The sequence below is a fragment of the Citrobacter sp. Cf116 genome (genome assembly GCF_030336505.1).
GTDB lineage: Bacteria > Pseudomonadota > Gammaproteobacteria > Enterobacterales > Enterobacteriaceae > Citrobacter > Citrobacter freundii.
On sequence record NZ_JAOWEQ010000037.1, the window covers coordinates 526,393 to 553,182 of the forward strand.

Below are 26,790 nucleotides of genomic sequence, written 5' to 3' on the forward strand. Positions count from 1 at the left end.
ATGTCGCTTAAAACCGTTAAATACTTCTCCACTATTATAGTCGCTGCAATCGCAGTTTTCGCCGGATGGTGGATGTGGAATTACTATATGCAATCGCCCTGGACACGTGATGGCAAAGTGCGAGCAGAGCAGGTCAGCATTACGCCACAGGTGTCAGGTAGCATTAGCGAACTCTATATAAAAGATAACCAGTTTGTGAATAAAGGCGATGTCCTTTTTATTATCGACAAGACGCCATTTCACATTGCTGAACTGAATGCGCAAGCGCAACTCGCAAAAGCGCAGTCTGACCTGGCGAAAGCCAATAACGAAGCCAACCGTCGCCGTCATTTATCGCAAAATTACATCTCAGCCGAGGATCTGGATACCGCAAATCTCAACGTGAAAGCCATGCAGGCGAGTGTTGAAGCAGCAGAGGCCAGTCTGCGCCAGACACAGTGGCAATTGACGCAAACGGTGGTCAAAGCCCCCGTAGCGGGCTGGGTCACCAATCTTTCAACCCGTACCGGAGACTACGCTTCAACCGGGAAGCCTCTGTTTGCTCTCGTCGACAGTCACTCTTTTTATGTGATGGGGTATTTTGAAGAAACTAAGTTGCGTCACATTCGCGAAGGTGCACCAGCCCTCATCACGCTCTACAGCGGTGATATAAAGTTACAGGGTCACGTTTCCAGTATTGGTCGTGCTATCTACGATCAAAGTGTGGAAAGTGATTCCGGCCTGATTCCAGATATCAAGCCCAACGTGCCGTGGGTGCGTCTGGCGCAGCGTATCCCGGTACGCATCGAATTCGACGCCCTGCCGCGGGATGTCACGCTGGTATCAGGTACAACCTGCAGCGTATCCATCGGCCAGCGTAAATGAAACTACCTCGCCTGACACCTGGCAATTTGCCGTGGTTTAAAGCCACGGCGGCACAGTGGCGTTATGCGCTGCGTAACACCATTGCGATGTGTCTGGCGTTAACTTTTGCTTATTATCTGAATCTGGACGAACCCTATTGGGCGATGACCTCAGCGGCGGTAGTCAGTTTTCCCACCGTTGGCGGGGTTATCAGCAAAAGTCTGGGTCGCGTGGCGGGTAGCTTACTGGGTGCCACCGCCGCATTGATTATTGCCGGTCATACCCTTAATGAGCCGTGGTTGTTCTTGCTGAGCATGTCGGTGTGGATCGGTTTTTGTACCTGGGCTTGTGCGCATTTCACCAATAACGTTGCCTACGCCTTTCAACTGGCAGGTTATACGGCGGCGATCATTGCGTTTCCCATGGTCAATACCGTGGAAATTACGCAGTTATGGGATATCGCGCAAGCACGCGTGTGTGAAGTCATCGTCGGTATCTTGTGTGGCGGTGTGATGATGATGATCCTGCCCAGCACCTCCGATGGCATCACGTTACTGACTGCTTTGAAAAACATGCATTCACGTTTACTGGAACATGCCAGCCTACTCTGGCAACCAGAAACCACGGACGCCATTCGCACAGCCCATGAAGGTGTTATCGGTCAGATTCTTACCATGAACCTGCTGCGTATTCAGGCGTTCTGGAGCCACTACCGTTTTCGCCGACAAAATGCTTTGCTCAATTCGCTGTTGCATCAGCAGTTAAGGATGACCAGCGTGATTTCCAGTCTGCGCAGGATGCTGCTGAACTGGCCTAATCCCCCGTCCAATACCCGGGAAATTATCGAACAGTTGCTCAGCGAACTGATAAAATCCAATGCTAATAGCTACACCGTTGCACGTATTATTGCCCCACTGCGACCCGTCGATGCACGCGACTATCGACACGTCGCCTTCTGGCAACGATTGCGTTATTTTTGTCGGCTCTACCTGCGCAGCAGTCATTATCTGCATTTACTGGAAAATGGCGTTACCGCCGAGCGTATTAATATCGTCCGCACGCCGGGGCTTGCCCGTCATACCGATAATGCGGAAGCTATCTGGAGCGGGTTACGTACGTTCTGCACTTTGATGCTTATCGGCGCATGGAGCATTGGCGCACAATGGGAATCAGGCTCTGGCGCACTCACACTCGCCGCCATCAGCAGCGTGCTGTATTCCGCCGTTGCCACGCCGTTCAAGTCGCTTTCTTTGCTGATGCGCACACTGGTTCTGCTGTCGCTGTTTAGCTTTGTGGTTAAGTTTGGCCTGATGGTGCAAATTTCCGACCTCTGGCAATTCATTCTTTTTCTCTTCCCGCTACTCGCCACCATGCAACTGTTAAAGCTGCAAATGCCAGCCCTGGCAGGTCTTTGGGGGCAACTGATTGTATTTATGGGTTCGTTTATCGCGGTGACCAATCCGCCGGTATATGATTTTGCTGATTTCCTGAATGACAATATGGCGAAAATAACTGGTGTGGCGCTGTCATGGCTGGCCTTCGCCATTCTGCGGCCCGGATCGGATGCACGGAAAAGTCGCCGCCATATTCGCGCCCTGCGCCGGGATTTTGTCGATCAGCTCAGCCGACACCCATCACTCAGTGAAAACGAATTTGAATCGCTGACCTATCATCACGTCAGCCAGCTCAGCAGCAGTCAGGATGCGCTGGCTCGACGCTGGTTATTACGTTGGGGGGTCGTATTGCTGAACTGCTCGCACGTGGTGTGGCAACTGCGCACCTGGGAGGCGCGTTCGGATCCGCTGGCTCGCGTCAGGGACGTGTGTATCTCTCTGCTGCGCGATGTAATGAGCGAACGTGGCGTCCAGCAACGACCACTGAATGCCACGCTGAGTGAGCTACAACGCATCTGCGATACGCTTGCCCACCATCATCAACCTGCTGCACAGGAGTTATCGGCATTGGTCTGGCGACTACACTGCTCGCTTTCACAACTCGAACAGGCGCCACCGCCGGGCACTCTCAGTAGTTGATTATTTGATAACACCACAGGCGTAGCGCGCTCCGCCACCGCCAAGCGGTTTCGGTTGATCGGACATATTATCGCCGCCCACATGGATCATCAGCGCTTTGCCTTTAACCTCATCGAGGGTTTTGAGGCGCGGCGCAATGACCGGTGTTATGGCGTTTCCGTCGTTATTCACCACTAGCAGCGGCAGGTCACCCATATGACCTGCGCCTTCCGGGCCTTCGTGTTTGCCGGTTTGCTGCGGATCATAATGGCCTCCAGCCGATTCCGCGGCTGAGGCTTTCCCTTCTTTAATCGCCGGTTGGCAGCTGCCGTTCATATGCACATGGAAACCATGTTCTCCCGGCGGCAACGCTTTCAGATCGGGCGAAAACTCCAGCCCCTTTGCGGTTTCAGCAATAGTGACCGTACCAATCGTCTGGCCAACGCCTTGCGACGTGACCAGATTCATCGTCACTTTTTCTTCAATGGCAGCCTGCGCACCTGCACAGGCGAGTAGAGTGATGATGGCCAAACTCAAACGCTTCATAAGACCTCCGTCCAAAAGGTGTCTGATTGTTAAGTGTAAACCAGTGACACAATTTTGAACGGTGATGCACCAAAAACACGATTAAGGTACGTCGTAACCCAGTGCAGCTTTACGAATGCGGAACCATTGCTGGCGAGACATGTTCAGCGTCTCAGACTCAATGGCGGCGCGTACGCGCTCTATTTTTCCTGAGCCAATAATCGGCAGCGGCTGAGACGGCAAACGTAAAATCCAGGCGTACACCACCTGCTCAATAGACTGCGCGTTTAACTCTTCTGCGATCGCGGCAAGTTCATTTCGTAATGGCTGGAACGCATCGTCATTAAACAAGCGACCGCCGCCGAGGCAGGACCAGGCCATTGGACGAATACGCAACTGTTGCAGTTGATCTAAAGTGCCATCCAGCAGGAGCGGCTGATGTACCGGAGAGATTTCAACCTGGTTGGTCGCCAGCGTAAACGGCAGACGCGATTGCAACAATGAGAACTGTGCCGGGGTGAAATTAGAGACACCAAAGTGACGCACTTTGCCACTGTGGTGCAATTTTTTGAAAGCGTCGGCGACGTCGTCAGCATCCATAAGCGGATCGGGACGGTGGATGAGCAACAGATCAATATGATCGGTCGCCAGCAGTTTCAGCGATTCTTCCGCACTGGCAATAATATGCGCGCTGTCGGTAATGTAATGTCCCAGCGCATTTTCCGCGCGCGCCGTCGTCGCGATCCCGCATTTGGTCACAATCTGCATTTTTTCACGCAAATGCGGAGCCAGTTTCATTGCCTCACCAAACGCCGCTTCACACTGGTATCCACCGTAGATATCGGCGTGATCGACGGTGGTCACGCCCAGATCCAGATGCTCTTCAATAAAGCTGACTAGCTGGCGCGCGGACATATTCCAGTCCATCAGGCGCCAGTACCCCATCACAAAGCGAGAAAATTCCGGGCCTTGCGGCGCAATAGTAATACGCTGAACCATAGCAGCTTCCTTTTAAGTGAATGTGCCTCGAGTATACGCAATTACGTTTTTAAAAGAGTGAAGGTTGTTGCGGTTCTTCCGAAGGGTTGGCTTTGTTCGCTCGTAATTTACGCATCAGGCGCTGACGACAAAGCCGTAGCACTTCCTGCTTTTGGGCATCGCTCATCTTTTGCCAGTTAAAACGTTCATCCCGACTGCGAAAACAGCCACGGCAAAATCCGCGTTCGTCAGACTGACATATTCCACGGCATGGGCTCTGGACGGGGAAAAACTCCAGCTGTTCGGCCACATCCCCTCCTTTAGTAAGATTGATATACTTATTGAAGACGTTAACTGAATTTCTCGCAAGCGCTATTGCATTAGACCGACTGGTCTATTACACTCCTGTTCATGAACAAAATCACTGAACACGATACACGCGAACATCTACTGGCGACTGGCGAACTGCTGTGTATGCAGCGCGGCTTCACCGGCATGGGTTTAAGCGAACTACTGAAAACCGCTGAAGTGCCCAAAGGTTCGTTTTATCATTATTTTCGCTCTAAAGAAGCGTTCGGTGTCGCGATGCTGGAACGCCACTATGCGGCCTATCATCAGCGACTGGCTACGCACTTTGATACGGGTGCGGGAAACTACCGCGACCGCATTCTGGCCTACTATCAGGAAACCCTGAACCAGTTTAGCCAGCACGGCATTATTAGCGGCTGTTTAACTGTAAAACTGTCTGCCGAAGTGTGCGATCTGTCAGAAGATATGCGCACAGCGATGGATAAAGGCGCGCGGCACATTATTGTGCTGTTAGCGCAGGCACTGGAGAAAGGTCAGGCCAGCCATTGTCTGTCCTTTGTTGGCGAGCCGTTACAGCAGGCGCAAGTACTGTATGCGCTGTGGCTTGGCGCCAACCTACAGGCCAAGATTTCTCGTAGCGCTACTCCGCTGGAAAATGCGCTGGCGCACGTTAAAAACATCATCACAACGCCTGCCGTTTAACAGGCGTTTTTATTTCTTTTATTACTAGACGACCGGTCTATTCAGGAGTGCCACATGTCATCTGAAAAACTGTTTTCCCCACTGAAAGTGGGTGCCATTACGGCAGCAAACCGCGTATTCATGGCGCCACTGACGCGTCTGCGCAGTATTGAGCCTGGCGACATCCCTACTCCGCTGATGGCCGAGTATTACCGTCAACGCGCCAGCGCGGGTCTTATTATCAGCGAAGCGACGCAGATTTCCGCACAGGCGAAAGGCTATGCCGGAGCACCCGGCTTACACAGCGAAGCGCAAATTGCCGCATGGAAGAAAATCACCGCTGCCGTACACGCTGAGCAAGGTCATATTGCTGTCCAGTTGTGGCACACCGGACGCATCTCTCACGCCAGTCTGCAACCAAATGGTCAAGCTCCAGTTGCACCTTCCGCGATTAGTGCTGGAACCCGCACCTCGCTGCGCGATGAAAACGGCCTGGCAACGCGTGCCGATACCTCAATGCCACGTGCGCTGGAAACCGAAGAGATTCCGGGCATCGTTAATGACTTCCGTCAGGCGATAGCCAACGCGCGCGAAGCGGGTTTCGACATGGTTGAACTGCACTCTGCCCACGGCTACCTGCTGCACCAGTTCCTGTCGCCAACCTCTAATCAGCGTACCGATCAATACGGCGGTAGCGTCGAAAATCGTGCACGTCTTGTGCTGGAAGTGGTTGATGCCGGTATTAAAGAATGGGGTGCCGATCGTATTGGTATTCGCGTCTCCCCGATTGGCTCATTCCAGAACGTTGACAACGGTCCGAACGAAGAAGCCGATGCGCTGTATCTGATTGAACAATTGGGCAAGCGTGGAATCGCTTACCTGCACATGTCTGAGCCGGATTGGGCCGGTGGTGAGCCGTATTCCGATGCGTTCCGCGAAAAAGTTCGCGCGCGCTTCCACGGTCCTATCATTGGTGCTGGTGCCTACACCCCTGAAAAGGCAGAAGCGCTGATCGAGAAAGGTCTGATCGACGCCGTTGCTTTTGGTCGCGCCTATATTGCTAACCCGGATCTGGTGGCGCGTCTGCAACGCAAAGCGGAACTGAATCCGCAACGTGCCGAGAGCTTCTACGGCGGCGGCGCGGAAGGTTACACCGACTATCCTACCCTCTAACGTCACAATCTCCGTTCTGCCATTGATAGCGGCGTAACAACGCCGCTATACTAAAACAACATTTTGAATGTATTAGCCATTTTCGAAGGGGAAAAAGATGCGTTTACTCCATACCATGCTGCGCGTGGGTGACCTGCAGCGTTCCATCGAGTTTTATACCAACGTGCTGGGCATGAAGCTGCTGCGTACCAGCGAAAACCCTGAATACAAGTACTCTCTGGCTTTTGTCGGCTACGGTCCTGAAACCAGTGAAGCCGTAATCGAACTGACCTATAACTGGGGTGTCGACAAGTATGAGCTGGGTACTGCCTATGGCCATATCGCCCTGAGCGTAGACAACGCGGCTGAAGCCTGTGAACGTATTCGCCAGAATGGCGGTAACGTAACGCGTGAAGCGGGTCCGGTAAAAGGCGGCACCACAGTGATTGCGTTCGTTGAAGATCCGGACGGCTATAAAATTGAGCTGATCGAAGAGAAAGACGCCGGGCGCGGCCTGGGCGACTAACTTCCCCCTCGGGCGCAGATCGTCTGTGCCCGTAGTTTTATACTCATCATTTTGCCATAATACGCGCTGCAATTTTCCCGTATTAAGAGACCCAGATGTCCGATAACGCTCAACTTTCCGGTCTGTGTGACCGTTTTCGTGGTTTTTATCCTGTCGTCATTGATGTCGAAACCGCAGGGTTCAATGCCAAAACCGATGCGCTGCTTGAGATTGCAGCCATCACACTGAAAATGGATGAACAAGGCTGGCTGATGCCGGACACGACGTTGCATTTCCACGTAGAGCCGTTTGAAGGCGCGAATCTGCAGCCGGAGGCGCTCGCCTTTAACGGTATTGATCCGAACAATCCGCTACGCGGCGCGGTCAGCGAATATGACGCCCTGCATGCCATCTTCAAAATGGTGCGTAAAGGCATTAAAGACAGCGGCTGCAATCGGGCAATCATGGTGGCGCATAACGCTACGTTCGACCACAGTTTCATGATGGCAGCAGCAGAACGCGCCTCGCTGAAACGGAATCCGTTTCATCCATTTGTCACCTTTGATACAGCGGCATTAAGCGGTCTGTCATTGGGGCAAACGGTGTTGTCAAAAGCGTGCCTGGCGGCGGGAATGGAGTTTGACGGGAATCAGGCACACTCGGCACTGTATGACACCGAACGTACGGCCGTGCTGTTTTGCGAAATCGTTAACCGCTGGAAACGTCTCGGTGGTTGGCCTCTTCCCGTGCCTGAAGAAGCGTAACGGCGACATAAAAAAAGCGACCATTTCAGGTCGCTTTTTTACTTCTGCTGATATTACTCAGCGTCCGGCTCTTCGGTTTTGTATTTCGCAGCTGTTTCTTTAATCAGCTGCTGCAACTCACCGCGCTGGTACATTTCGATCAAAATGTCACAACCGCCAACCAGCTCACCATCAACCCACAGTTGTGGGAAAGTTGGCCAGTTTGCGTATTTCGGCAGTTCGGCGCGAATATCCGGGTTCTGCAGAATATCAACGTAAGCAAAGCGTTCACCACAGGCTGACAGCGCCTGCACAGCCTGAGCGGAGAAACCGCAGCTTGGCAGTTTAGGAGAACCTTTCATGTACAGGAGAATCGGGTTTTCAGCGATCTGGCGCTGGATTTTTTCGATAGTGGTGCTCATTATCTTGCTTCCTTAAACTTCTTTTACGGCAGTAGTCTGACATTGTAACGGGTCAGACAGGCAACGGAAAATAACATTTTCATTACGCGTTATTATTTTATCCCCTGACGCTAAAAGTTGCATTCATAATCTCATTTATCCCCTTCAAACATGTGGTTTTGATTATCTGTTCACCAACTCCAACGTTAATTGATGTTTTTTTTTGCGGTCGGTTACGAAACATAGTTTTAAACAAAAAAAGCTATTAACTTTCCCTCTTTCTATAGATTAGAATCGTCAAGTTTTGAAAATCACACGCAGGCACGATAGACCTGCCTTACCAGAGGACTGCTCAGTGGCGCGGATAAACCGAATCTCGATCACGCTCTGTGCTTTACTTTTTACTACACTGCCCTTTACGCCTATGGCTCATGCTTCCAAGCAAGCCAGGACGACACCTACCAATTCTCACACCATCAAAACGGTAGATAAAAAGAAAAGCGCAACAACCAGCCAAAAAACAACAAAGACCAGCAAGAAAACGGCGACAAAAACCACCAGTAAAACCAGCACCAAAACCGCTTCCTCTTCTAAAAAACGCACTGCCACTCCGGCAAAGTCGACTAAAACTGCAAATCGTCGTGGTAAAACTGCCGTAGCACAAACCGCAGCTGTTACCTGGACTGAAAAATGCACACCGCGCAAAGGTCATAAACCACGCTGCGTGAAGGTGAAAACCACTGCACCAACTACGCTTGCTGACGCCCATAAAGTGAAAGTCCAGAAAGCGACTAAAACCGCTATGTCCACCTTGATGAACCAAATCGGTAAACCTTATCGTTGGGGCGGCTCCTCGCCAAGAACCGGGTTTGACTGCAGCGGTCTGGTTTATTACGCCTATAAAGATCTGGTGAAGTTCCGCATTCCGCGTACCGCGAACGAAATGTATCATCTGCGTGATGCAGCACCGATTGAACGTGGCGAACTGAAAAATGGCGATCTGGTCTTCTTTCGTACCCAGGGTCGCGGAACAGCCGATCACGTCGGCGTCTACGTCGGAAACGGTAAGTTTATTCAGTCACCGCGTAGCGGGCAGGAAATTCAAATCACCTCTCTGAGCGAAGATTACTGGCAGCGCCACTATGTGGGCGCTCGTCGGGTAATGACGCCAAAAACAATTCGCTAAAAACTTACCCTACAGAACATGCTGTAGGGTAAGTTCTTCTTTTGCATAACCTTTCAATTTGCTACCCTATCCTTACTCACAATGAGGCTATTGTGTGTACTCAATATAAATAATAAGGAGAGAAGCAATGTCGTTTGAATTACCTGCATTACCGTATGCCAAAGATGCTCTGGCACCGCACATTTCTGCCGAAACGCTGGAATATCACTATGGCAAACACCATCAAACCTACGTGACCAATCTGAACAATCTGATTAAAGGCACGGCGTTTGAAGGCAAATCACTGGAAGAGATCGTTCGTAGCTCTGAAGGCGGTGTATTCAATAACGCAGCACAAGTATGGAACCACACGTTCTACTGGAACTGCCTGGCACCAAACGCAGGTGGCGAACCAACCGGTAAACTGGCCGATGCAATTGCCGCCTCCTTTGGCAGCTTTGCAGATTTCAAAGCGCAGTTCACCGATGCCGCTATCAAAAACTTCGGTTCTGGCTGGACCTGGCTGGTTAAAGGAACTGATGGCAAACTGGCTATCGTCTCCACCTCCAACGCAGGTACTCCGCTGACCACCGACGCGACGCCGCTGATGACCGTTGACGTATGGGAACACGCCTACTACATCGACTATCGCAATGCCCGTCCTGGCTACCTGGAACATTTCTGGGCGCTGGTGAACTGGGAATTTGTTGCGAAGAACTTCGCAGCATAAAAAAGATAACGCAGAAGGGCTTCCTTCTGCGTTTTTGCATTAATTCGTGGTCGTGAAAGCCTCTTCTGGCTGTCTTCTTGCGGAAATAAACACCAGCAGCAGCGCAAGACCCGCCACAATCGCCCCCATCACTGGCACAAAACTGTAGCCCAGGCCGCCTGATATCACCGCCCCACCGGCCGCTGCACCCAGAGCGTTCCCCAGATTAAACGCGCCAATATTGACTGACGATGATAATCCAGGTGCTTCACTGGCAACGCGCATCACACGCATCTGCAACGGTGGAACGACCGCGAACGTCGCCGCGCCCCAGACCACCATACTGATCGCCGCCCCCAGCTCATTACTCGCAAGGAAAGGAATGGCCAGCATAATAACCATCAGCAGCAGTAAAAAGCCTTTCAACGTACCGTTGACTGAACGGTCAGCAAACTTGCCACCAAAGTAGTTACCGATCGAGAAACCAATGCCTATCAACACCAGCATCCCGGTAACAAATGCCGGAGTGGCATGAGTGATAGTATGCAGAACCGGCGAGATGTAGGTATAAAGCGTGAACATCGCCCCAGCACCCAGTACGGTAGTCAGTAACGCCGACAACACCTGTGGGCGCATAAGTACCGCCAGTTCGCTGCGAACATCCGGGCGCTCTCCGGCTCCACCCTTGGGTAAGGAGAAGAACAGGCTGACCATAGCAATGACGCCCAGACCCGCAGTGGCCATAAATGACATGCGCCAACCGATGGTTTCACCAAGCCATGTCGCCGCCGGAACGCCGCCAATATTGGCGATGGTTAACCCCATAAACATCGTTGCTACGGCGCTGGCCTGCTTATGTTTGGGTACAACACTGGCAGCAACCACTGAACCGAGACCAAAAAAGGCCCCATGGTTAAGACTGGTCAAAATACGCGATAGCATTAGCGTGGTGTAATCCGGCGAGATAGCCGAAAGCACATTACCCAGCGTGAAAATTGCCATCAGGAATATCAAAGCATTACGTCGCGCGCGATGAGACAGCAGCAATGTCATCAGCGGTGCACCTACCATCACACCTACCGCATAGGCGCTGATCAGCATGCCGGCCGCCGGAATCGAGACATCCACACCTTTGGCTATGACGGGCAATAATCCCATTGGCGAAAATTCGGTGGTGCCAATGCCAAACGCTCCGATCGCCAGCGCCAGTAAAGGATAATTGAGTTTCATATTGCGACTCCGTAACGTCGAGCCGTGGCGCGACATAAAATAAGAGTCAAAGCATGACATTGATCGCAAAATTAATAAAGTTAACAAAATTGCAAAAGACTTTTGCTAATTCGCAAACAATAGAAGAGATAGACGAGCGGAAAGAGTGAGGGAGAGCTAACTCCCTCGGGGAAATCAATGCAGCGCTGCGGTCAGGCCACCCGCGACGATCAAACCCAGAACAATAATGGTAGTCACTAACGAAAATTTCAGATCGGTGCTCATCAAGTTTTCTCCTTTTTATTCCCACACAAAAAGTGATATTGCGCATTTTTACACACTTGAAAGCAAAAATCTCTCACGATTTATATTGATAACTGCTTTTAACTCTTCCCCTTTTCGTTAAGATCAGACAAAATTCCACGCTTACTTGATTAGCGTACCGGCCATTGACCCCTTCCTGACGTTCCGTGTCGTTTTCCCGGCGTGCCGCAACCCTTACGTTGCGCTAAGGGTGTGTAAAGGCAAACGTTTACCTGGAGTATTCTCAGGAGCTTAGGATATGGTCTGGAGTGAGATGTAATGGCAACAATTAAAGATGTAGCGAAGCGAGCAAACGTTTCCACTACAACCGTATCACACGTAATTAACAAGACGCGCTTTGTCGCGGAAGAAACGCGTAATGCTGTCTGGGCAGCGATCAAAGAACTGCACTATTCTCCGAGCGCAGTTGCCCGCAGCCTGAAGGTGAATCACACCAAGTCTATTGGCTTGCTGGCGACCAGCAGCGAAGCGGCCTATTTCGCAGAAATTATCGAAGCCGTGGAGAAAAACTGTTTCCAGAAAGGCTATACGCTGATTCTGGGTAACGCATGGAACAGTCTCGAAAAGCAGCAGGCCTATCTGTCGATGATGGCGCAAAAGCGCGTTGATGGTCTGCTGGTGATGTGTTCTGAGTATCCGGAGTCGCTGCTTTCGATGCTCGAAGAGTATCGCCATATTCCGATGGTCGTCATGGACTGGGGCGAAGCTAAAGCCGACTTTACCGATACGGTCATTGATAACGCCTTCGAAGGCGGTTACATGGCGGGTCGGTATCTGGTAGAACGCGGTCATCGTGAAATTGGCGTGATCCCAGGTCCAATGGAACGTAATACCGGGGCCGGGCGTCTGGCGGGCTTTATGAAAGCGATGGAAGAAGCGCTGATTAAAGTGCCTGATAACTGGATTGTCCAGGGCGATTTCGAGCCTGAGTCCGGCTATCGCGCCATGCAGCAAATTCTTTCGCAATCGCATCGTCCGACCGCTGTCTTCTGCGGTGGCGATATTATGGCGATGGGTGCGCTGTGCGCCGCTGACGAAATGGGTCTGCGCGTACCACAGGATGTTTCACTCATCGGCTACGACAACGTGCGCAACGCCCGCTTCTTCACGCCGGCCTTAACGACCATTCACCAGCCGAAGGATTCACTAGGTGAAACGGCCTTCAACATGCTGTTAGACCGTATCGTGAATAAACGTGAAGAGTCACAGTCTATCGAGGTGCATCCACGTCTGGTTGAGCGTCGCTCCGTTGCCGACGGTCCGTTCCGCGATTATCGCCGTTAAGCCTGTTGTGCGGGAGTCTCATCTGGCTCCCGCAGCCATTCCTTGTTCAACGTTTCACTATCCCCTAAATAGTCCAGCAGCCAACTCAATGCCGGTGACGTATCGTTCTGCTGCCATGTCAGACAGCATGCGGCATCAGGAAAGGGGTTCTCCAGTTGCAGCGCAACCCACTTGCCGCTATCGATCCACGGCTTGGCAAAATGCGTCGGTACCATGCCAACACACAGCCCTGCTGATAAGCAGGTAGCGGATGATTCCCAGTCAGGCACCACGACGCGCTTTTGGTTATCCAGCAGCCAGGTAATACGCTTTGGCAACGTACGGGAGGTATCTTCGCGCACCAGTGACGGCCAGTTGCGCAACGTATCATCACTTAGCGGTCCGGGCATTGATGCCAGTGGATGATGGCTGGCTACCACGCAACTCCAGCTCAGCATTCCCATATCGCGGAAGGTATAGCGCCCCCCTACCGGAATCGCCTGTGTGGCGCCGATGGCCAGCTCCACGCGTCCATCGGACAGCGCGTCCCATACGCCGTTAAACACTTCCTGAAAAACTAACAACTCCACATCATCAAAGTGACGGTAAAAATCCACGATCATCTGTCGGGTACGATCCGGGCGGACAATGTTATCGACTGCGATCGCCAGCTGTCCGCGCCAGCCGTTGGCAATTTGCTGGCATTGCTGGCGCGTGATCTGCATTTTTTTGATAACAGAGCGACCTTCTTTTAAAAACCATGCCCCGGCAGGCGTTAATTCCACATCCCGATGGCGTCGCTCAAAAAGTGGTACCGCCAGCCACTCTTCCAGTTGGCGCACAGTGTAGCTTACCGCCGAAGGTACACGGTGTAGCTCCTGTGCGGCTGAACTAAAGCTACCGTTACGCGCAACCGCATCAACCACTTCAAGTGAATATTCCGACCACATATTCTGCCTGCAAAAATTTTGAAATCAGTAAGCAAATATTAGCGTTTCACAGCGAGAATTACACTCACTACACTCAGCGGCATTGTTCTATTGCTAAAAAAAGAGAAATAATGATGCAACCTGGGAAAGGGTTTTTAGTCTGGCTAGCGGGCCTTAGCGTGCTCGGCTTTCTGGCAACAGATATGTATCTGCCCGCCTTCGCCGCAATTCAGTCCGATCTGCAAACGCCTGCATCTGCCGTCAGCGCTAGCCTGAGCTTGTTCTTAGCCGGTTTTGCCGTCGCACAACTGCTGTGGGGACCGCTCTCTGACCACTATGGTCGCAAGCCTATTTTGCTGCTGGGTTTATCTATCTTCGCACTGGGCAGTCTGGGCATGCTATGGGTTGAAAACGCCACAGGCCTGCTGGTACTGCGATTTGTTCAGGCCGTTGGCGTCTGTGCAGCATCGGTTATCTGGCAAGCGCTGGTTACCGACTATTATCCTTCACAAAAAGTAAACCGCATCTTTGCCACCATTATGCCGCTGGTCGGGTTATCACCTGCCCTCGCCCCGTTATTAGGTAGTTGGATCCTGGTACATTTTTCCTGGCAAGCCATTTTTGCCACCCTGTTCGCCATTACTCTGATTCTGATGCTTCCGGCGCTGCGTTTAAAGCCTACAGCTAAAGCACGCGATGACAGCCAGGATAAACTGACTTTCACCACCTTGCTGCGCTCGAAAACTTACCGTGGAAACGTGCTGATTTATGCCGCCTGTTCTGCGAGCTTTTTTGCATGGCTGACGGGTTCCCCGTTCATCCTTAGCGAAATGGGTTATAGCCCAGCGGTAATTGGTCTGAGCTATGTTCCGCAAACTATCGCCTTTTTAATCGGTGGTTACGGCTGTCGTGCTGCGCTGCAAAAATGGCAGGGTCGTCAGCTGCTGCCCTGGTTACTCATTCTGTATGCCTTCAGCGTTGTAGGCACCTGGGCGACCGGCTTTATTCATCATGTCGCATTGGCTGAAATCCTGATCCCATTCTGCGTTATGGCGATTGCGAACGGCGCAATCTACCCTATCGTTGTCGCCCAGGCATTACGCCCTTTCCCACAGGCCACTGGACGCGCTGCCGCATTGCAGAATACGCTACAACTGGGTTTATGCTTCCTGGCAAGCCTTGTCGTTTCCTGGTTGATTGCTACCCCGCTGCTCACCACTACCAGCGTTATGCTGACCACGGTATTGCTGGCTGCTGTGGGTTACAAAATGCAATCGCAGAAAACTGACGCCCCGCAAACAGATGACCGCGCGCAAATTGCCCACGGAGAGTCTCACTAATAATTGTCGCGGGCAATTAATTAGCCCGCTAAGAATTATCAGTTGAATCGTCAAAAATTCAGGCCTATACTGATTTCCGGATGTTAAAAAAACGATAATTTTTATGTGTTAACGGGAACAAGAATGTTCCCGTATTCCCACGGATGGTCTTTTCGGCAAGGGTTCCTCCCTTCCTCTGTTCTACGTCGGATTATAGATTCACGGATTAATTCCGTGAGATTTCTCACAAAGCCCAAAAAAGCGTCTACGCTGTTTTAAGGTTCTGATCACCGACCAGTGATGGAGAAGCTATGAGTTCATCGTGTATAGAAGACGTCAGCGTACCGGATGATGACTGGTACCGCATCACCAATGAATTATTGAGCCGTGCAGGCATTACCATTAATGGCCCGGCACCGGCGGATATTCGCGTAAAGAACCCCGATTTTTTCAAACGAGTATTGCAGGAAGGATCGTTAGGGTTAGGTGAAAGTTATATGGATGGCTGGTGGGAATGCGACCGGCTGGATATGTTTTTTAGTAAAGTCCTACGCGCCGGTCTTGAAAACCAACTCCCCCGCCACTTCAAAGATACGTTACGAATTGCCGCTGCTCGCTTGTTCAATTTGCAGACCAAAAAGCGTGCATGGGTTGTCGGCAAAGAACATTACGATTTAGGCAACGATCTCTTTACTCGCATGCTGGACCCCTATATGCAGTATTCCTGCGCCTACTGGAAAGATGCCGATACCCTGGAATCTGCCCAGCAGGCGAAGCTAAAAATGATTGCTGAAAAGCTGCAGTTGAAGCCAGGGATGCGGGTGCTCGATATAGGCTGCGGCTGGGGCGGCTTATCCCAGTTTATGGCATCAGAATATGGCGTCAGCGTGGTGGGTGTAACCATTTCGGCAGAACAGCAGAAAATGGCGCAGTCACGGTGTGCGGGGCTTGATGTCACAATTTTGCTGCAGGATTATCGTGACCTGAATGACAAATTCGATCGTATTGTTTCCGTCGGCATGTTTGAGCATGTAGGGCCGAAAAACTACGCCACCTATTTTGACGTGGTCGATCGCAATTTAAAACCGGATGGTCTCTTTTTACTGCATAGCATCGGCTCCAAAAAGACCGACAATAACGTTGATCCGTGGATCAATAAATATATCTTCCCGAACGGCTGTTTACCATCAGTTCGCCAGATTGCCAACGCCAGCGAGCCACATTTTGTAATGGAAGACTGGCATAATTTTGGCGCGGACTACGACACGACGCTGATGGCCTGGCACGAACGTTTCATTAACTCCTGGCCTGAAATCGCCGATAACTATACCGAACGTTTCAAACGGATGTTCAGCTATTATCTGAACGCCTGTGCCGGAGCGTTTCGAGCTCGCGATATTCAGTTATGGCAGGTGGTATTTTCTCGCGGCGTTGAACACGGCCTGCGCGTTCCCCGTTAATCGTTATCGCCCCCGTATCAACGAGGGCTTAACTCTCAGGCTTAGGCTCCCGCTTCTCCCGTTATGTTGCTGATGGCGCTTTCACGCGCCGCCAGCACACGCTCAACAGTATCAACCACCGCCTGCGTTTGGGGATCGATTTCGATATTAACCCTTGCGCCCAGCTTTTTCTTGCCAAGCGTCGTACGCTCCAGCGTTTCCGGGATCAAGTGTACACAGAAACGCGTCGGCGTCACTTCACCGACCGTCAGACTGATACCGTCAATACCAATAAATCCTTTGTACAGGATATATTTCATCAGCGACGGGTCCTGGACTTTAAACCACACCTGGCGGTTATTCTCCGAGGTCAGAATTTTCGACACTTCGGCAGTGGTCATAATATGGCCCGACATTAAATGTCCGCCAATCTCATCACTGAATTTTGCCGCACGCTCAACGTTAACCAAATCACCGACCTTCAGTTCGCCCAGATTGGTGATACGCAGCGTTTCTTTCATCAGGTCAAAGCTTATCTGGTTCCCGTTAATTTCGGTGACCGTCAGGCAGCACCCATTGTGGGCAACCGATGCGCCGGTCTCCAGCGCATCCAGCATATATTCAGGCAACTCCACAACATGCGTACGAAAATTTGGTTTTTCATCAATGGACACCAATTTTGCGGTGCCCTGCACAATACCCGTAAACATACTCCCTACTCCTGAACTCAATTATGACATCTCTGCACAGCACAATAGCAGGTGGAAATTCAGGTTGCCAGCAATGCGCCGCGCCTGCCTGTTTTTTCACTGGAGAATTACGTATTCCTCGCTACAATAGACTGAAATTTCCCCTGCTTTTTCTCCTTGCTGCCATATAAGGCGGCTTTTTTAGTCTCTCAAATAACAACAATATAGTGGTGTACACGTGCAAAAGTATGTAAGTGAAGCGCGTCAGTTATTAGCTCTGGCAATACCGGTGATTCTTGCGCAAATTGCTCAAACCGCAATGGGATTCGTTGATACCGTCATGGCGGGCGGATACAGCGCTACTGATATGGCGGCAGTCGCCATTGGTACGTCTATCTGGTTACCTGCCATTCTGTTTGGTCATGGACTACTGCTGGCTTTGACGCCAGTAATTGCGCAACTCAATGGTTCCGGACGCCGCGACCGTATCGCCCATCAAATACGTCAGGGATTCTGGCTGGCGGGCAGCGTCTCCGTGCTGATTATGGTTGTGCTATGGAACGCAGGGTACATTATTCGCTCCATGCATAACATTGATCCGGCGCTGGCGGATAAAGCCGTTGGCTACCTGCGTGCCTTGCTGTGGGGCGCACCGGGGTATTTGTTCTTCCAGGTAGCCCGTAACCAGTGCGAAGGATTAGCCAAAACTAAACCTGCGATGGTGATGGGCTTTCTCGGCCTGCTGGTGAACATTCCGGTTAACTACGTTTTCATTTATGGACATTTAGGCATGCCGGAACTGGGTGGCGTAGGCTGCGGCGTGGCTACGGCGGCTGTTTACTGGGTGATGTTTATCGCCATGCTCTCTTACATCAAACGTGCGCGCTCGATGCGCGATATCCGTAATGAGCGTGGTTTCCAGAAACCTGACACCGCAGTAATGAAGCGTCTGGTGCAACTGGGTTTACCTATCGCGCTGGCGTTATTTTTCGAGGTAACGCTGTTTGCGGTGGTCGCTCTGCTGGTATCCCCGCTGGGGATTATCGACGTGGCCGGACACCAGATAGCACTGAACTTCAGTTCGTTAATGTTCGTCCTGCCGATGTCTCTGGCTGCTGCCGTCACCATTCGTGTCGGTTATCGTCTGGGCCAGGGCTCCACGCTGGATGCACAAACTGCAGCCAGAACGGGTCTGGGTGTCGGTGTCTGCATGGCGGTCGTAACGGCGCTTTTCACCGTGACATTCCGCGAGCATATTGCCCTGCTCTACAACAATAATCCGGAAGTCGTCACCCTGGCCGCGCAGCTCATGTTACTGGCCGCGGTGTATCAAATATCGGACTCTATCCAGGTTATTGGCAGCGGGATCCTGCGTGGTTATAAAGATACGCGTTCCATTTTCTTTATAACCTTTACAGCCTACTGGGTGCTGGGTCTGCCGAGCGGCTATATACTGGCGCTGACCGATCTGGTAGTTGACCGCATGGGGCCAGCAGGATTCTGGATGGGCTTTATTATCGGCCTGACCTCTGCGGCGGTACTGATGATGCTGCGGATGCGCTTTCTGCAACGCCAGCCGTCAGCGGTTATATTGCAACGAGCTGCACGATAATGCCTAAATAGCCGCCGTCTGGCGGCTTTTTTTACATCCTCAGAACGGACTGGCGTTTTGGGCGTTCATCCACGCTTCACTAATGGGATGCCTGAAATGCAGTTCACTGGCATGCAGCATCAGTCGCGGCACCCTTTCAGTGCCAGGCAGCAGACGCCCGCCATACAAATCACAGCCTAAAATCGGATGTCCCAACAGCTGACAGTGGATCCGCAGTTGGTGGGTCCGCCCGGTTTCAGGCATCAGTTGTACCCGCGTCAAGGGGAGCAACGCCCCCTTTTCCTGACGATGATAAAAGCGCTCGACAACCTGATAGCGCGAGCGTGCGGGTTTGCCGTTGAGAGCACAAATTGACATTAATGGAAACAGCGCCGGGTCTTTGGCAATCGCTGCATCGATAACTCCTTCGTCGTTTTCCAGATGCCCGCATAACAGTGCGCTGTACACCTTAGTGACCGTACGCTGGCTGAACTGCTGGCAAAGTGCAGCGTTGATAGCCTTGTTACGGGCGACCACCATCAGTCCAGAAGTGCCGAAATCAAGCCGATGTACCAGCGTGCAGCCAGGGTAAATCTGTACCAGCCGATGATGTACCGAATCGAGATTCTGCGGATTTTTGCCCGACAAGCTAAGTAACCCGCTGGGTTTATTGATTAGCACCAGATGCTCGTCCCGATAGAGGGTCTCTATCTCGTCATGACAAGGCGGGGCAATAAAGGTATCGAGGATCGTAGACATCAGGCGGCCAGAATGAGGTGTGGGGACGGATGATAACGAATTTTCACCGCAGTGGCGAATCGGAGCGCTGACCCAATGGCTGGCATGGTAGAGTGTGATTTATCCTGAGTGCGATGAGAGGGTTATTCTGTGCAACAAATCGATTTTTACATGGTGGATGCCTTTACCACCACGACGTTTGGCGGTAATGCCGCAGCAGTCTGTCCGCTCACGGACTGGTTGCCCGATGAAACATTATTAAAGATGGCACAGCAGCATAACCAGTCAGAAACCGCTTTTTTTATCGCCAATGAGAATGGTTTTGAGCTGCGTTGGTTTACCACTCAGGGTGAAATCAATCTGTGTGGGCATGCCACGCTTGCCACCGCGCATGTCATCTTTGAACATCTGGATTACCCGGATACAAAAATCCATTTTGCTACCCGCTTTGTGGGACCGCTGACGGTCACGCGCAGCGGTGAATGGCTGACGCTCGATTTTCCTGCCTGGCAAAGCGAATCTGCCGTGCCGCCCGCTTTACTGCTGGAAACATTAGGCATCACCGAATACAAAGAGATGCGCGTGGCACGCGATTACATGGTGGTGTTGGAAAATCAACAGCAGGTTGAGGCTGTTCGCCCAAACATCCACGCCATGCTTCCGCTGGGGAAAATGGTGTGCATCACCGCGCCGGGTGACGGGGAATACGATTTTGTCAGCCGTTTCTTCTGCCCGGGTGAAGCCGTCGCGGAAGACCCGGTCACAGGCTCGGCACATAGCATGCTGATCCCTTACTGGGCTGCAAAACTGAATAAAACACAGATGCTGGCGCGCCAGGTCTCTGAGCGCGGCGGGGATTTACGCTGTCAGTTAGCAGGAACGCGTGTTTATATCAGTGGACAGGCAATAACTTATCTGACCGGTAAAGTGCTGCTGCGCTAGCAGCCTTACCCGAAATAACCAATCCATGGAGGATTTATGTCGAACAAACTCGTGCAGATACTCTTTGATTTTCATGGTCCGTTTGGGGCTGAGATGTCGAATCAGCTCGTTGAACTGGCCGAATCAATCAACCAGGAGCCGGGGTTCATCTGGAAAATCTGGACCGAGAACGAAGCAAATCACGAAGCGGGTGGCATCTACCTGTTCCGGGACGAAGACACCGCTCAGGCCTATATCAAAAAGCATACCGCCCGTCTGAAGCATCTGGGTGTGGAAGACGTGACGTTCAAAATCTTCGATATCAATGAACCGTTAACTAAAATTAACCACGGTCACATCGGCTAGTATTTTGCCTTAGACGCCCCCCCCGGGGCGTTTCTTCACTCTCCTGCCTTCCCCTCTTCGTTCCTACCCAGGTTAGCGATTTACATTAGCCACATTTGCAATAGTTCACAAAATCATCACCCGCGAAAATTATCTCTAGCCGAAAGTGGCATATAGGCGTATAAAATAATACAAATTGTATTATTTTATACAAAGTGAATCATTAGCTACAGGAGGTTTATTATGTCCGCGGACATTACACTGAACTCATCTGCTGGAAGCTTCCCGCCAGCAGGTCATTACTCGCACAGTACAACGGCTGGCGGTTTCGTCTTCATTTCTGGGCAATTGCCGGTCACTTTCGACGGCGAGAAAAAAGCGGATGCATCTTTTGAAGATCAAACCCGGCTGGTGCTACAGAATATTGATGCTTGTCTGGCGGGTGCTGGAGTTTCCCGCCAGCATCTGGTGTCAGTTCGCGTCTATGTGACGGATATGAATCAGTGGCCGACGTTTAACAAAATCTATGGGGAGTGGATCGGTGATTTCCGTCCATCCCGTGCTGTAGCCGGTGTTGCGGAACTTCATTATGGTTTTGCGCTGGAAGTTGAAGCTATGGCGTTGGCCCCGCAAGCGTGACATTTAACAACATACAGGTGAACAACAATGACTGAAATGACACTGCCTGATTATAACGATGTTGCCGCTGCGGCAGAGCGCATCGCAGATTATGCTAACAAAACGCCGGTGATGACATCCCGAACGGTTAATGAAGAATTTGGCGCGGAAGTCTTCTTTAAGTGCGAAAACTTCCAGAGAATGGGCGCCTTCAAATTTCGCGGCGCTATGAATGCGCTACGCCAGTTCACACCACAACAACGTGCTGCGGGCGTCGTGACGTTTTCTTCCGGTAACCATGCGCAGGCCATTGCACTGTCGGCAAAATTATTGGGGATTCCAGCAACAATTATCATGCCGCATGATGCTCCGGTAGCTAAAGTTGCAGCAACAAAAGGCTATGGCGGAAAGGTGGTAACTTACGATCGCTATACTGAAGATCGTGAAAAAATTGGTCGGGGCCTGGCAGAGAAACAGGGGTTAACGCTGATCCCCCCTTACGACCATCCGCACGTGATTGCAGGCCAGGGCACCGCCACAAAAGAGCTGATTGAAGAAGTGGGTCAGTTAGACGCCCTTTTCGTTTGTCTGGGCGGTGGCGGCCTGCTCTCAGGATCCGCTCTGGCGGCCAGACATCTGTCTCCTGACTGCATCGTCTATGGTGTAGAACCTGAGGCGGGGAACGATGGTCAACAGTCGTTTCGTAGCGGAAAAATTGTTCATATCGATACGCCCAAAACCATTGCTGACGGTGCTCAGACCCAACATCTCGGGAACTATACGTTTCAGATTATCCAGCAAAACGTGAACGATATTCTGACGGTTTCAGACGCTGAGTTAATCACCTCAATGAAATTTATCGCTGAACGCATGAAAATCGTCGTTGAGCCGACCGGGTGTCTGGGTTTTGCTGCCGCCAGAGCGCGCAAAGCTGAACTTCGCGGCAAGAAAGTCGGCATTATCATCAGCGGTGGAAACGTGGATATCAGCCGCTACAGTGAATTTCTGGCCGGATGATAAACAGGGTATCTGTCATGCAGATACCCTAATGTTACTGTCTGTACATTGCCGTCTGGAAAAACGATCCCAGGTCACTGTAAACTGCTCGCAATCATGGCAACAGGCATCACCGCAGGAGACTGGCATGCCAAAAACCGACAATAACTCGCTTCTCAGCCAAATTGATACTATCGCCAGGGGATTGAGTGAGACCTTCTCTCCGTTTTGCGAAGTGGTGGTTCATGACCTCAAAAATCCTGAACATGCCATTTTATCCATCCATAATAATCTGTCCGGACGTCAACCCGGCCAGCCAGCAACCGAGCTTGGCCTGGCGAGAATCGCATCGCCTGACTTTCCCAGCATCATTGCGAACTACAGTAATCAGTTTGCCGATGGTCGCCCGGTGAAAAGTACCTCAATTGGCATCAAGGACGAAGAAGGCAGATACGTAGCAGCTCTCTGTCTGAATGTAGATATGACACTGTTTCGTGGTATGCAGAGTGCTCTTGCGCGTTTTACTGAAACCGAAAACTCCCCCATTAAGGAACATATCGATCCCGGCAGTAACGAAGTCATCCGCCAGCGTATTGATGACTTTGCCGCTAAACGCGCTACGACGGCCCGAGCCCTTAAACCTCAAGACCGTAAGCTGCTGATTCAACAATTACGCCAGGACGGTTTGCTCAACGTACGCAAATCTATGGATACGGTGGCGCAGCATCTGGGCGTATCGAGGGCCACCGCCTACCTGTATGCCCGCCAGTCAGTTCAGGCGGGTGAATAAACGGGTTCTGTTGAACCGCACCAGCCGCAGTATAAAAAGTCTGTTCTTGATTACCGACACGAAGCGCTCCCGCTATACTTTGGCCCGCTTCGTATCCGATATAGCCATCAACCAGTAAACAACGCCCGCCGCTGGGAAAAAAATAAACCTTTATTTTCGTAGGTATTTATTGGCACTGGGTCAATAAATGATTTATTTTTGTACATACATAGTGAGATTACGTTTTCCTCTAATAACTCCATCAGCATTGATTAAACATCATAATAAAACAAACAAAATCTAACCCATTGATTTAGATGAATAAAAATAAAGCTGAATTTATTGCATCAATAATACCTATGCAATATATATAAATAGAGTGATATCTAAATTATAATTCTTTTACATCCGGCTGATTGGTGAGGTAAGAATGCGGTTAATCGTAATGTTAGTAAGCTTTGTGCTCACCACCCAGCTCTGGGCAGGTGAACTTCCCCAGCCTTCCGGTACAGTTCTTTTAACGCTGTCCGGTAATATTGAAAATACAAATGCAGACGGGAAAGCCGTTTTTGATACCGCCAGCCTTGAGAAGCTGGGCATGGTCAGTTTCCAGACCACCTCCCCCTGGTATAATGGACGCACTACCTTTACGGGTATTCCACTACAAAAGCTCATGGATTACGTCGGCGCGAGCGGCTCGGTTGTAAAGGTCACTGCGCTCAATGACTACACCACCGTAATCCCTCTCAGTGATTTCAAAAAATACAATGCCATCCTTGCGTTAAAAATCAACGGAAAATATATGCGCATCCGTGATAAAGGTCCTTTATTCATTGTGTACCCCTATGACAGCATGCCGGAACTGAATAATCAGATTTATTATTCAAGGTCTGCATGGCAGGTCAGTAGTATGGATATTGAGTAAACGTTCAGAGGAACATCATGAACAGAATACTGGCTGGCATCATCTTTTTTCTTTTTATATCTACCGGATATATCTCTTTCCTCGTGCATGAACGGCAACAAGAGTTACAGAAACTGACTCACTACACCGATTCCTGGTCTGCTGCTCAGCTGGTATCACAATATTACCGATTCGAGTCATTGCTGGGTCTTTACACTATCGATGATACGATGAATCTCGATGATGTACGCATGCGCCTCGACATTATGCTCAGCCAGAGTGATTTAATAAAAGAAGGTGACCTGGGGCGCTACATAGAAAGCAATATAGCCCACCGTGAGCTGGCGGTAAAACTTGAAAACACCCTTAGTTTTCTGGATGTTAATCTAGAGAAAATGAACCGTTCAGCACTCCAGGCTTATCTGAAAAAAATGCATACTCTGGATGCGCCACTGGGTCGTCTTTCATCTGGCGCGTTAAACAAAGATGTTAACTCGATCAATAACGCCAACCAAAAAATTCAAACGCTGTACTATATTTACTCAGCAACCTCGGTGCTGCTGATAATACTGAGTGCGATTCTGGGAGTGCTCATTTTCTATCAAAACAGAAATATTCTGCGGGCGCACCTGCAGGTCAAGAGTCTTGCCGAAGAGCTGCAGAAATCTAAAGAAAAGCTGCAAATCCAGAATGCTAAACTGGAATATGACGTCTACCATGACTCTCTTACCGAGATGAATAATCGTCAACTATTCTGGAGCGATTTAAATAAAACAATTGAGATAGCAGAAAAAAATCACGATTCTGTGACTGTGATGTTGTTTGATTTAGATCGATTCAAAGAGGTAAATGATACGTATGGTCATGATGCCGGTGATATGTTGCTACGCCAGATATCAGACCGACTGGTTTCAATGAGCCTTACTTCGGATACGCTGTATCGCCTGGGTGGAGATGAATTTGCGTTTCTCTCAAGTGGCCTGACAGAAAGCCACGCCGTTTCGCGGGCCCAGAAAATATGTGAATTTATCAGCCAGCCCTACACTATTTATAACACGATTATCAACATAACCACCTGTGTTGGCATTGTTATCTCAGACACTGAACGTCGTTCCGACTATCTTTATAAATTTGCCGATCTGGCCCTTTATGAAGCCAAAGGTGAAGGCTCAGGTAAGATAAAAGTCTTCCGACAACGAATGTTAGAAAAGCTACAAGAAAGCAGAACGCTTGAGCATGATATGGCATTGGCAATAGTGAACAAAGAGTTCGTGGTTTATTACCAGCCGATTGTTGACTCCTTCAGCCAGGAAATTTATAGCTATGAAGCCCTAATTCGTTGGCTCCATCCTCTGAAGGGCCTCCTGTCGCCGGATAGCTTTATTCCTGTTGCTGAAAAAACCGGAATGATTAATGAGATGGGGAAAGCAGTGCTTGAAATTGCCTGCAGGGAAGCTGCTTGTTGGGCGGTTCCTGCTAAAATTTCAGTAAATGTCTCTCCTGTCCAGCTAAGCAGCAAAGCCTTTGTCGGTATCGTACTGTCTATTCTGAAAGAAACTGGACTCCCAGCCGATCGTCTTGAACTGGAAGTAACAGAGTCCTCTCTCTTCACTGAGAGTACGACACCGATGAATACGCTTAATAAACTCAGAGCCCTGGGCGTAAAAATCTCCATCGATGATTTTGGTACCGGATATTCTTCTCTTTCGCGCCTGAGCAAGCTTGCCTTCGATAAAATTAAAATAGACAAGTCTTTTGTGCATTCAATATCCACACATGAAGATGCGCTTAATATCATCAAACTGATCACGGGCATGGCGAAATCACTCAATATGAAGGCTGTTGCTGAAGGTGTTGAAACTCAGGAGCAACTAAAAAGCCTTCAGGCGCTGGGCTGCGATTTCGCCCAAGGATATCTGTTTGGTAAACCTCAACCTTGTGTCAATGAGGAAATCAGAAATGGTCAAGTTGTGCCAATAAACAACAGAAAAACGATGCCATGAAGATTTTCTATAAGGCTTCAACTGCCCGTAACGCGCTGAGTGGCAATGTCGACGCTAAACTCACCCTGACCTGAGGTTTAAAAAATGAGCACTTTTCATCAACTTACCGCCACAAGCCTGAATGGTCAGCTTATTTCAATGGCCGACTATGCAGGCAAACTGGTACTGGTGGTTAATACCGCCAGCCATTGTGGCTTTACGCCACAATATGCGGGCCTTGAAGCACTGTATAAGAAATACAACACACAGGGCCTGGTGGTGCTTGGTTTCCCCTGCAACCAGTTTGGTAAGCAGGAACCCGGTGGGGCCGACGAAATCGCGCAGACCTGCTACGTCAACTACGGCGTGAGTTTTCCAATGTTTGAGAAAGTGGAGGTTAACGGTGCCGCTACACACCCAGTATTTCGTTACCTGAAAGATGAATTACCCGGCATACTGGGTGGGAGGATCAAGTGGAACTTCACTAAATTTCTGGTCAGACGCGACGGAAAACCGCTTAAGCGTTTTGCCCCCTTCACCACTCCAGAAAAAATAGATACCGTCATCTTTGATGCACTAAAAATCTAATGGTTGCTGTCATTCAAATATCACATTAACACTGTGGATATTCATTGGTTTTTATCTTCAGTAAGTCACCGTATTAGCCAAAATAAGCGGCAATCTTCAGCTAAAGTTGGTAAATCCCCTGAACGGTTCTATAGTCTGGACTG

28 protein-coding genes and 1 pseudogene are annotated in these 26,790 nt (G+C 50.5%); 20 read left to right on the forward strand and 9 right to left on the reverse strand.

Annotated elements, in window-relative coordinates; all coding sequences use genetic code 11:
- Both OGV74_RS11895 and OGV74_RS11900 read left to right on the forward strand, forming a co-directional pair.
- Nucleotides 1-864, forward strand: a complete 864-nt coding sequence (locus tag OGV74_RS11895; RefSeq protein WP_048218975.1) for an efflux RND transporter periplasmic adaptor subunit — start codon at nucleotides 1-3, stop codon at nucleotides 862-864.
- Nucleotides 861-2,901: pseudogene (locus OGV74_RS11900) on the forward strand (FUSC family protein). Before OGV74_RS11895 ends, OGV74_RS11900 begins: the two are co-directional and overlap by 4 nt.
- Here the strand turns inward: OGV74_RS11900 and sodC are convergent.
- The 3 genes from sodC to OGV74_RS11915 all read right to left on the reverse strand — a co-directional run bounded on the left by sodC (nucleotide 2,877) and on the right by OGV74_RS11915 (nucleotide 4,668).
- Nucleotides 2,877-3,401 (reverse strand): superoxide dismutase [Cu-Zn] SodC, encoded by a 525-nt coding sequence (gene sodC, locus OGV74_RS11905; RefSeq protein ID WP_286520851.1) that lies wholly within the window; start codon nucleotides 3,399-3,401, stop codon nucleotides 2,877-2,879. The pseudogene OGV74_RS11900 and the gene sodC overlap by 25 nt on opposite strands.
- An 81-nt stretch (nucleotides 3,402-3,482) precedes the next feature.
- On the reverse strand, nucleotides 3,483-4,379 hold the full coding sequence (locus OGV74_RS11910) for an aldo/keto reductase (protein WP_003029189.1): 897 nt from the start codon (nucleotides 4,377-4,379) through the stop codon (nucleotides 3,483-3,485).
- Between the two features lie 49 nt (nucleotides 4,380-4,428).
- The gene (locus tag OGV74_RS11915) at nucleotides 4,429-4,668 is read right to left on the reverse strand and encodes a DUF1289 domain-containing protein (RefSeq protein WP_003029191.1); all 240 of its coding nucleotides are present in this window, start codon (nucleotides 4,666-4,668) and stop codon (nucleotides 4,429-4,431) included.
- Between the two features lie 101 nt (nucleotides 4,669-4,769).
- Between OGV74_RS11915 and OGV74_RS11920 the strand changes: the two genes are divergently transcribed.
- The 4 genes from OGV74_RS11920 to rnt all read left to right on the forward strand — a co-directional run bounded on the left by OGV74_RS11920 (nucleotide 4,770) and on the right by rnt (nucleotide 7,769).
- Nucleotides 4,770-5,369: a TetR/AcrR family transcriptional regulator gene (locus tag OGV74_RS11920; protein ID WP_003836447.1), complete on the forward strand. Its 600-nt coding sequence runs from the start codon at nucleotides 4,770-4,772 to the stop codon at nucleotides 5,367-5,369.
- A 54-nt stretch (nucleotides 5,370-5,423) separates the two neighbouring features.
- A complete protein-coding gene (locus OGV74_RS11925) occupies nucleotides 5,424-6,521 on the forward strand; it encodes an alkene reductase (RefSeq protein WP_003029197.1) in 1,098 nt (365 codons plus the stop codon).
- Between the two features lie 97 nt (nucleotides 6,522-6,618).
- A complete protein-coding gene (gloA, locus tag OGV74_RS11930; protein ID WP_003029198.1) occupies nucleotides 6,619-7,026 on the forward strand; it encodes a lactoylglutathione lyase in 408 nt (135 codons plus the stop codon).
- Nucleotides 7,027-7,121: 95 nt separating this feature from the next.
- Nucleotides 7,122-7,769 (forward strand): ribonuclease T, encoded by a 648-nt coding sequence (gene rnt, locus OGV74_RS11935; RefSeq protein WP_003029200.1) that lies wholly within the window; start codon nucleotides 7,122-7,124, stop codon nucleotides 7,767-7,769.
- Between the two features lie 53 nt (nucleotides 7,770-7,822).
- On the opposite strand, the gene grxD is transcribed toward rnt, so the two are convergent.
- Entirely contained in the window at nucleotides 7,823-8,170 is a 348-nt protein-coding gene (gene grxD / locus OGV74_RS11940) for a monothiol glutaredoxin 4 (RefSeq protein ID WP_003832760.1), read from the reverse strand.
- A 334-nt stretch (nucleotides 8,171-8,504) separates the two neighbouring features.
- Here grxD and OGV74_RS11945 point away from each other — a divergent pair, with 334 nt between their 5' ends.
- Both OGV74_RS11945 and sodB read left to right on the forward strand, forming a co-directional pair.
- Nucleotides 8,505-9,335, forward strand: a complete 831-nt coding sequence (locus OGV74_RS11945; protein WP_032935840.1) for a C40 family peptidase — start codon at nucleotides 8,505-8,507, stop codon at nucleotides 9,333-9,335.
- 127 nt (nucleotides 9,336-9,462) lie between these two features.
- Nucleotides 9,463-10,044: a superoxide dismutase [Fe] gene (sodB, locus tag OGV74_RS11950; RefSeq protein WP_003029205.1), complete on the forward strand. Its 582-nt coding sequence runs from the start codon at nucleotides 9,463-9,465 to the stop codon at nucleotides 10,042-10,044.
- Between the two features lie 39 nt (nucleotides 10,045-10,083).
- Here the strand turns inward: sodB and OGV74_RS11955 are convergent, their stop codons facing one another.
- Both OGV74_RS11955 and cydH read right to left on the reverse strand, forming a co-directional pair.
- Nucleotides 10,084-11,253 (reverse strand): MFS transporter, encoded by a 1,170-nt coding sequence (locus OGV74_RS11955; protein WP_016150189.1) that lies wholly within the window; start codon nucleotides 11,251-11,253, stop codon nucleotides 10,084-10,086.
- A gap of 174 nt (nucleotides 11,254-11,427) precedes the next feature.
- Nucleotides 11,428-11,517 (reverse strand): cytochrome bd-I accessory subunit CydH, encoded by a 90-nt coding sequence (gene cydH / locus OGV74_RS11960; protein WP_003029209.1) that lies wholly within the window; start codon nucleotides 11,515-11,517, stop codon nucleotides 11,428-11,430.
- Nucleotides 11,518-11,814: 297 nt separating this feature from the next.
- Here cydH and purR point away from each other — a divergent pair, with 297 nt between their 5' ends.
- Nucleotides 11,815-12,840 (forward strand): HTH-type transcriptional repressor PurR, encoded by a 1,026-nt coding sequence (gene purR, locus OGV74_RS11965; protein WP_003029211.1) that lies wholly within the window; start codon nucleotides 11,815-11,817, stop codon nucleotides 12,838-12,840.
- On the opposite strand, the gene punR is transcribed toward purR, so the two are convergent.
- Nucleotides 12,837-13,769 (reverse strand): DNA-binding transcriptional activator PunR, encoded by a 933-nt coding sequence (punR, locus tag OGV74_RS11970; protein ID WP_003029215.1) that lies wholly within the window; start codon nucleotides 13,767-13,769, stop codon nucleotides 12,837-12,839. The genes purR and punR overlap by 4 nt on opposite strands.
- A gap of 113 nt (nucleotides 13,770-13,882) precedes the next feature.
- Here punR and punC point away from each other — a divergent pair, with 113 nt between their 5' ends.
- Both punC and cfa read left to right on the forward strand, forming a co-directional pair.
- On the forward strand, nucleotides 13,883-15,088 hold the full coding sequence (gene punC / locus OGV74_RS11975) for a purine nucleoside transporter PunC (RefSeq protein WP_003836456.1): 1,206 nt from the start codon (nucleotides 13,883-13,885) through the stop codon (nucleotides 15,086-15,088).
- A 290-nt stretch (nucleotides 15,089-15,378) separates the two neighbouring features.
- The gene (cfa, locus tag OGV74_RS11980; RefSeq protein ID WP_003029219.1) at nucleotides 15,379-16,527 is read left to right on the forward strand and encodes a cyclopropane fatty acyl phospholipid synthase; all 1,149 of its coding nucleotides are present in this window, start codon (nucleotides 15,379-15,381) and stop codon (nucleotides 16,525-16,527) included.
- 41 nt (nucleotides 16,528-16,568) lie between these two features.
- Here cfa and OGV74_RS11985 read toward each other — a convergent pair whose 3' ends face one another.
- Complete coding sequence (locus tag OGV74_RS11985; protein ID WP_003029220.1) at nucleotides 16,569-17,216, reverse strand: riboflavin synthase; 648 nt, start codon at nucleotides 17,214-17,216, stop codon at nucleotides 16,569-16,571.
- 217 nt (nucleotides 17,217-17,433) lie between these two features.
- Between OGV74_RS11985 and mdtK the strand changes: the two genes are divergently transcribed.
- On the forward strand, nucleotides 17,434-18,807 hold the full coding sequence (gene mdtK / locus OGV74_RS11990) for a multidrug efflux MATE transporter MdtK (RefSeq protein ID WP_048216502.1): 1,374 nt from the start codon (nucleotides 17,434-17,436) through the stop codon (nucleotides 18,805-18,807).
- A 39-nt stretch (nucleotides 18,808-18,846) separates the two neighbouring features.
- Here mdtK and OGV74_RS11995 read toward each other — a convergent pair whose 3' ends face one another.
- Nucleotides 18,847-19,545 (reverse strand): RluA family pseudouridine synthase, encoded by a 699-nt coding sequence (locus OGV74_RS11995; RefSeq protein WP_032949212.1) that lies wholly within the window; start codon nucleotides 19,543-19,545, stop codon nucleotides 18,847-18,849.
- A 129-nt stretch (nucleotides 19,546-19,674) separates the two neighbouring features.
- On the opposite strand from OGV74_RS11995, the gene OGV74_RS12000 reads away from it, so the two are divergent.
- The 8 genes from OGV74_RS12000 to OGV74_RS12035 all read left to right on the forward strand — a co-directional run bounded on the left by OGV74_RS12000 (nucleotide 19,675) and on the right by OGV74_RS12035 (nucleotide 26,647).
- Entirely contained in the window at nucleotides 19,675-20,466 is a 792-nt protein-coding gene (locus tag OGV74_RS12000) for a PhzF family phenazine biosynthesis protein (RefSeq protein WP_048216504.1), read from the forward strand.
- A 36-nt stretch (nucleotides 20,467-20,502) separates the two neighbouring features.
- Entirely contained in the window at nucleotides 20,503-20,811 is a 309-nt protein-coding gene (locus tag OGV74_RS12005) for a monooxygenase (protein WP_086504051.1), read from the forward strand.
- Nucleotides 20,812-21,033: 222 nt separating this feature from the next.
- Nucleotides 21,034-21,429 (forward strand): RidA family protein, encoded by a 396-nt coding sequence (locus OGV74_RS12010; protein ID WP_003029233.1) that lies wholly within the window; start codon nucleotides 21,034-21,036, stop codon nucleotides 21,427-21,429.
- 27 nt (nucleotides 21,430-21,456) lie between these two features.
- Nucleotides 21,457-22,425: a threo-3-hydroxy-L-aspartate ammonia-lyase gene (locus OGV74_RS12015; protein WP_046670625.1), complete on the forward strand. Its 969-nt coding sequence runs from the start codon at nucleotides 21,457-21,459 to the stop codon at nucleotides 22,423-22,425.
- Between the two features lie 127 nt (nucleotides 22,426-22,552).
- The gene (locus tag OGV74_RS12020; RefSeq protein WP_003029239.1) at nucleotides 22,553-23,194 is read left to right on the forward strand and encodes a helix-turn-helix transcriptional regulator; all 642 of its coding nucleotides are present in this window, start codon (nucleotides 22,553-22,555) and stop codon (nucleotides 23,192-23,194) included.
- A 409-nt stretch (nucleotides 23,195-23,603) separates the two neighbouring features.
- Nucleotides 23,604-24,098: a putative pterin-binding protein gene (locus tag OGV74_RS12025; RefSeq protein WP_003029241.1), complete on the forward strand. Its 495-nt coding sequence runs from the start codon at nucleotides 23,604-23,606 to the stop codon at nucleotides 24,096-24,098.
- Between the two features lie 17 nt (nucleotides 24,099-24,115).
- Nucleotides 24,116-26,080 carry a putative bifunctional diguanylate cyclase/phosphodiesterase gene (locus OGV74_RS12030; protein WP_003029244.1) on the forward strand — a complete coding sequence of 655 codons (1,965 nt, stop codon included), beginning with the start codon at nucleotides 24,116-24,118 and terminating at the stop codon, nucleotides 26,078-26,080.
- An 84-nt stretch (nucleotides 26,081-26,164) separates the two neighbouring features.
- Nucleotides 26,165-26,647: a glutathione peroxidase gene (locus OGV74_RS12035; protein WP_286520854.1), complete on the forward strand. Its 483-nt coding sequence runs from the start codon at nucleotides 26,165-26,167 to the stop codon at nucleotides 26,645-26,647.
- The last annotated feature ends 143 nt before the right edge of the window (nucleotides 26,648-26,790 follow it).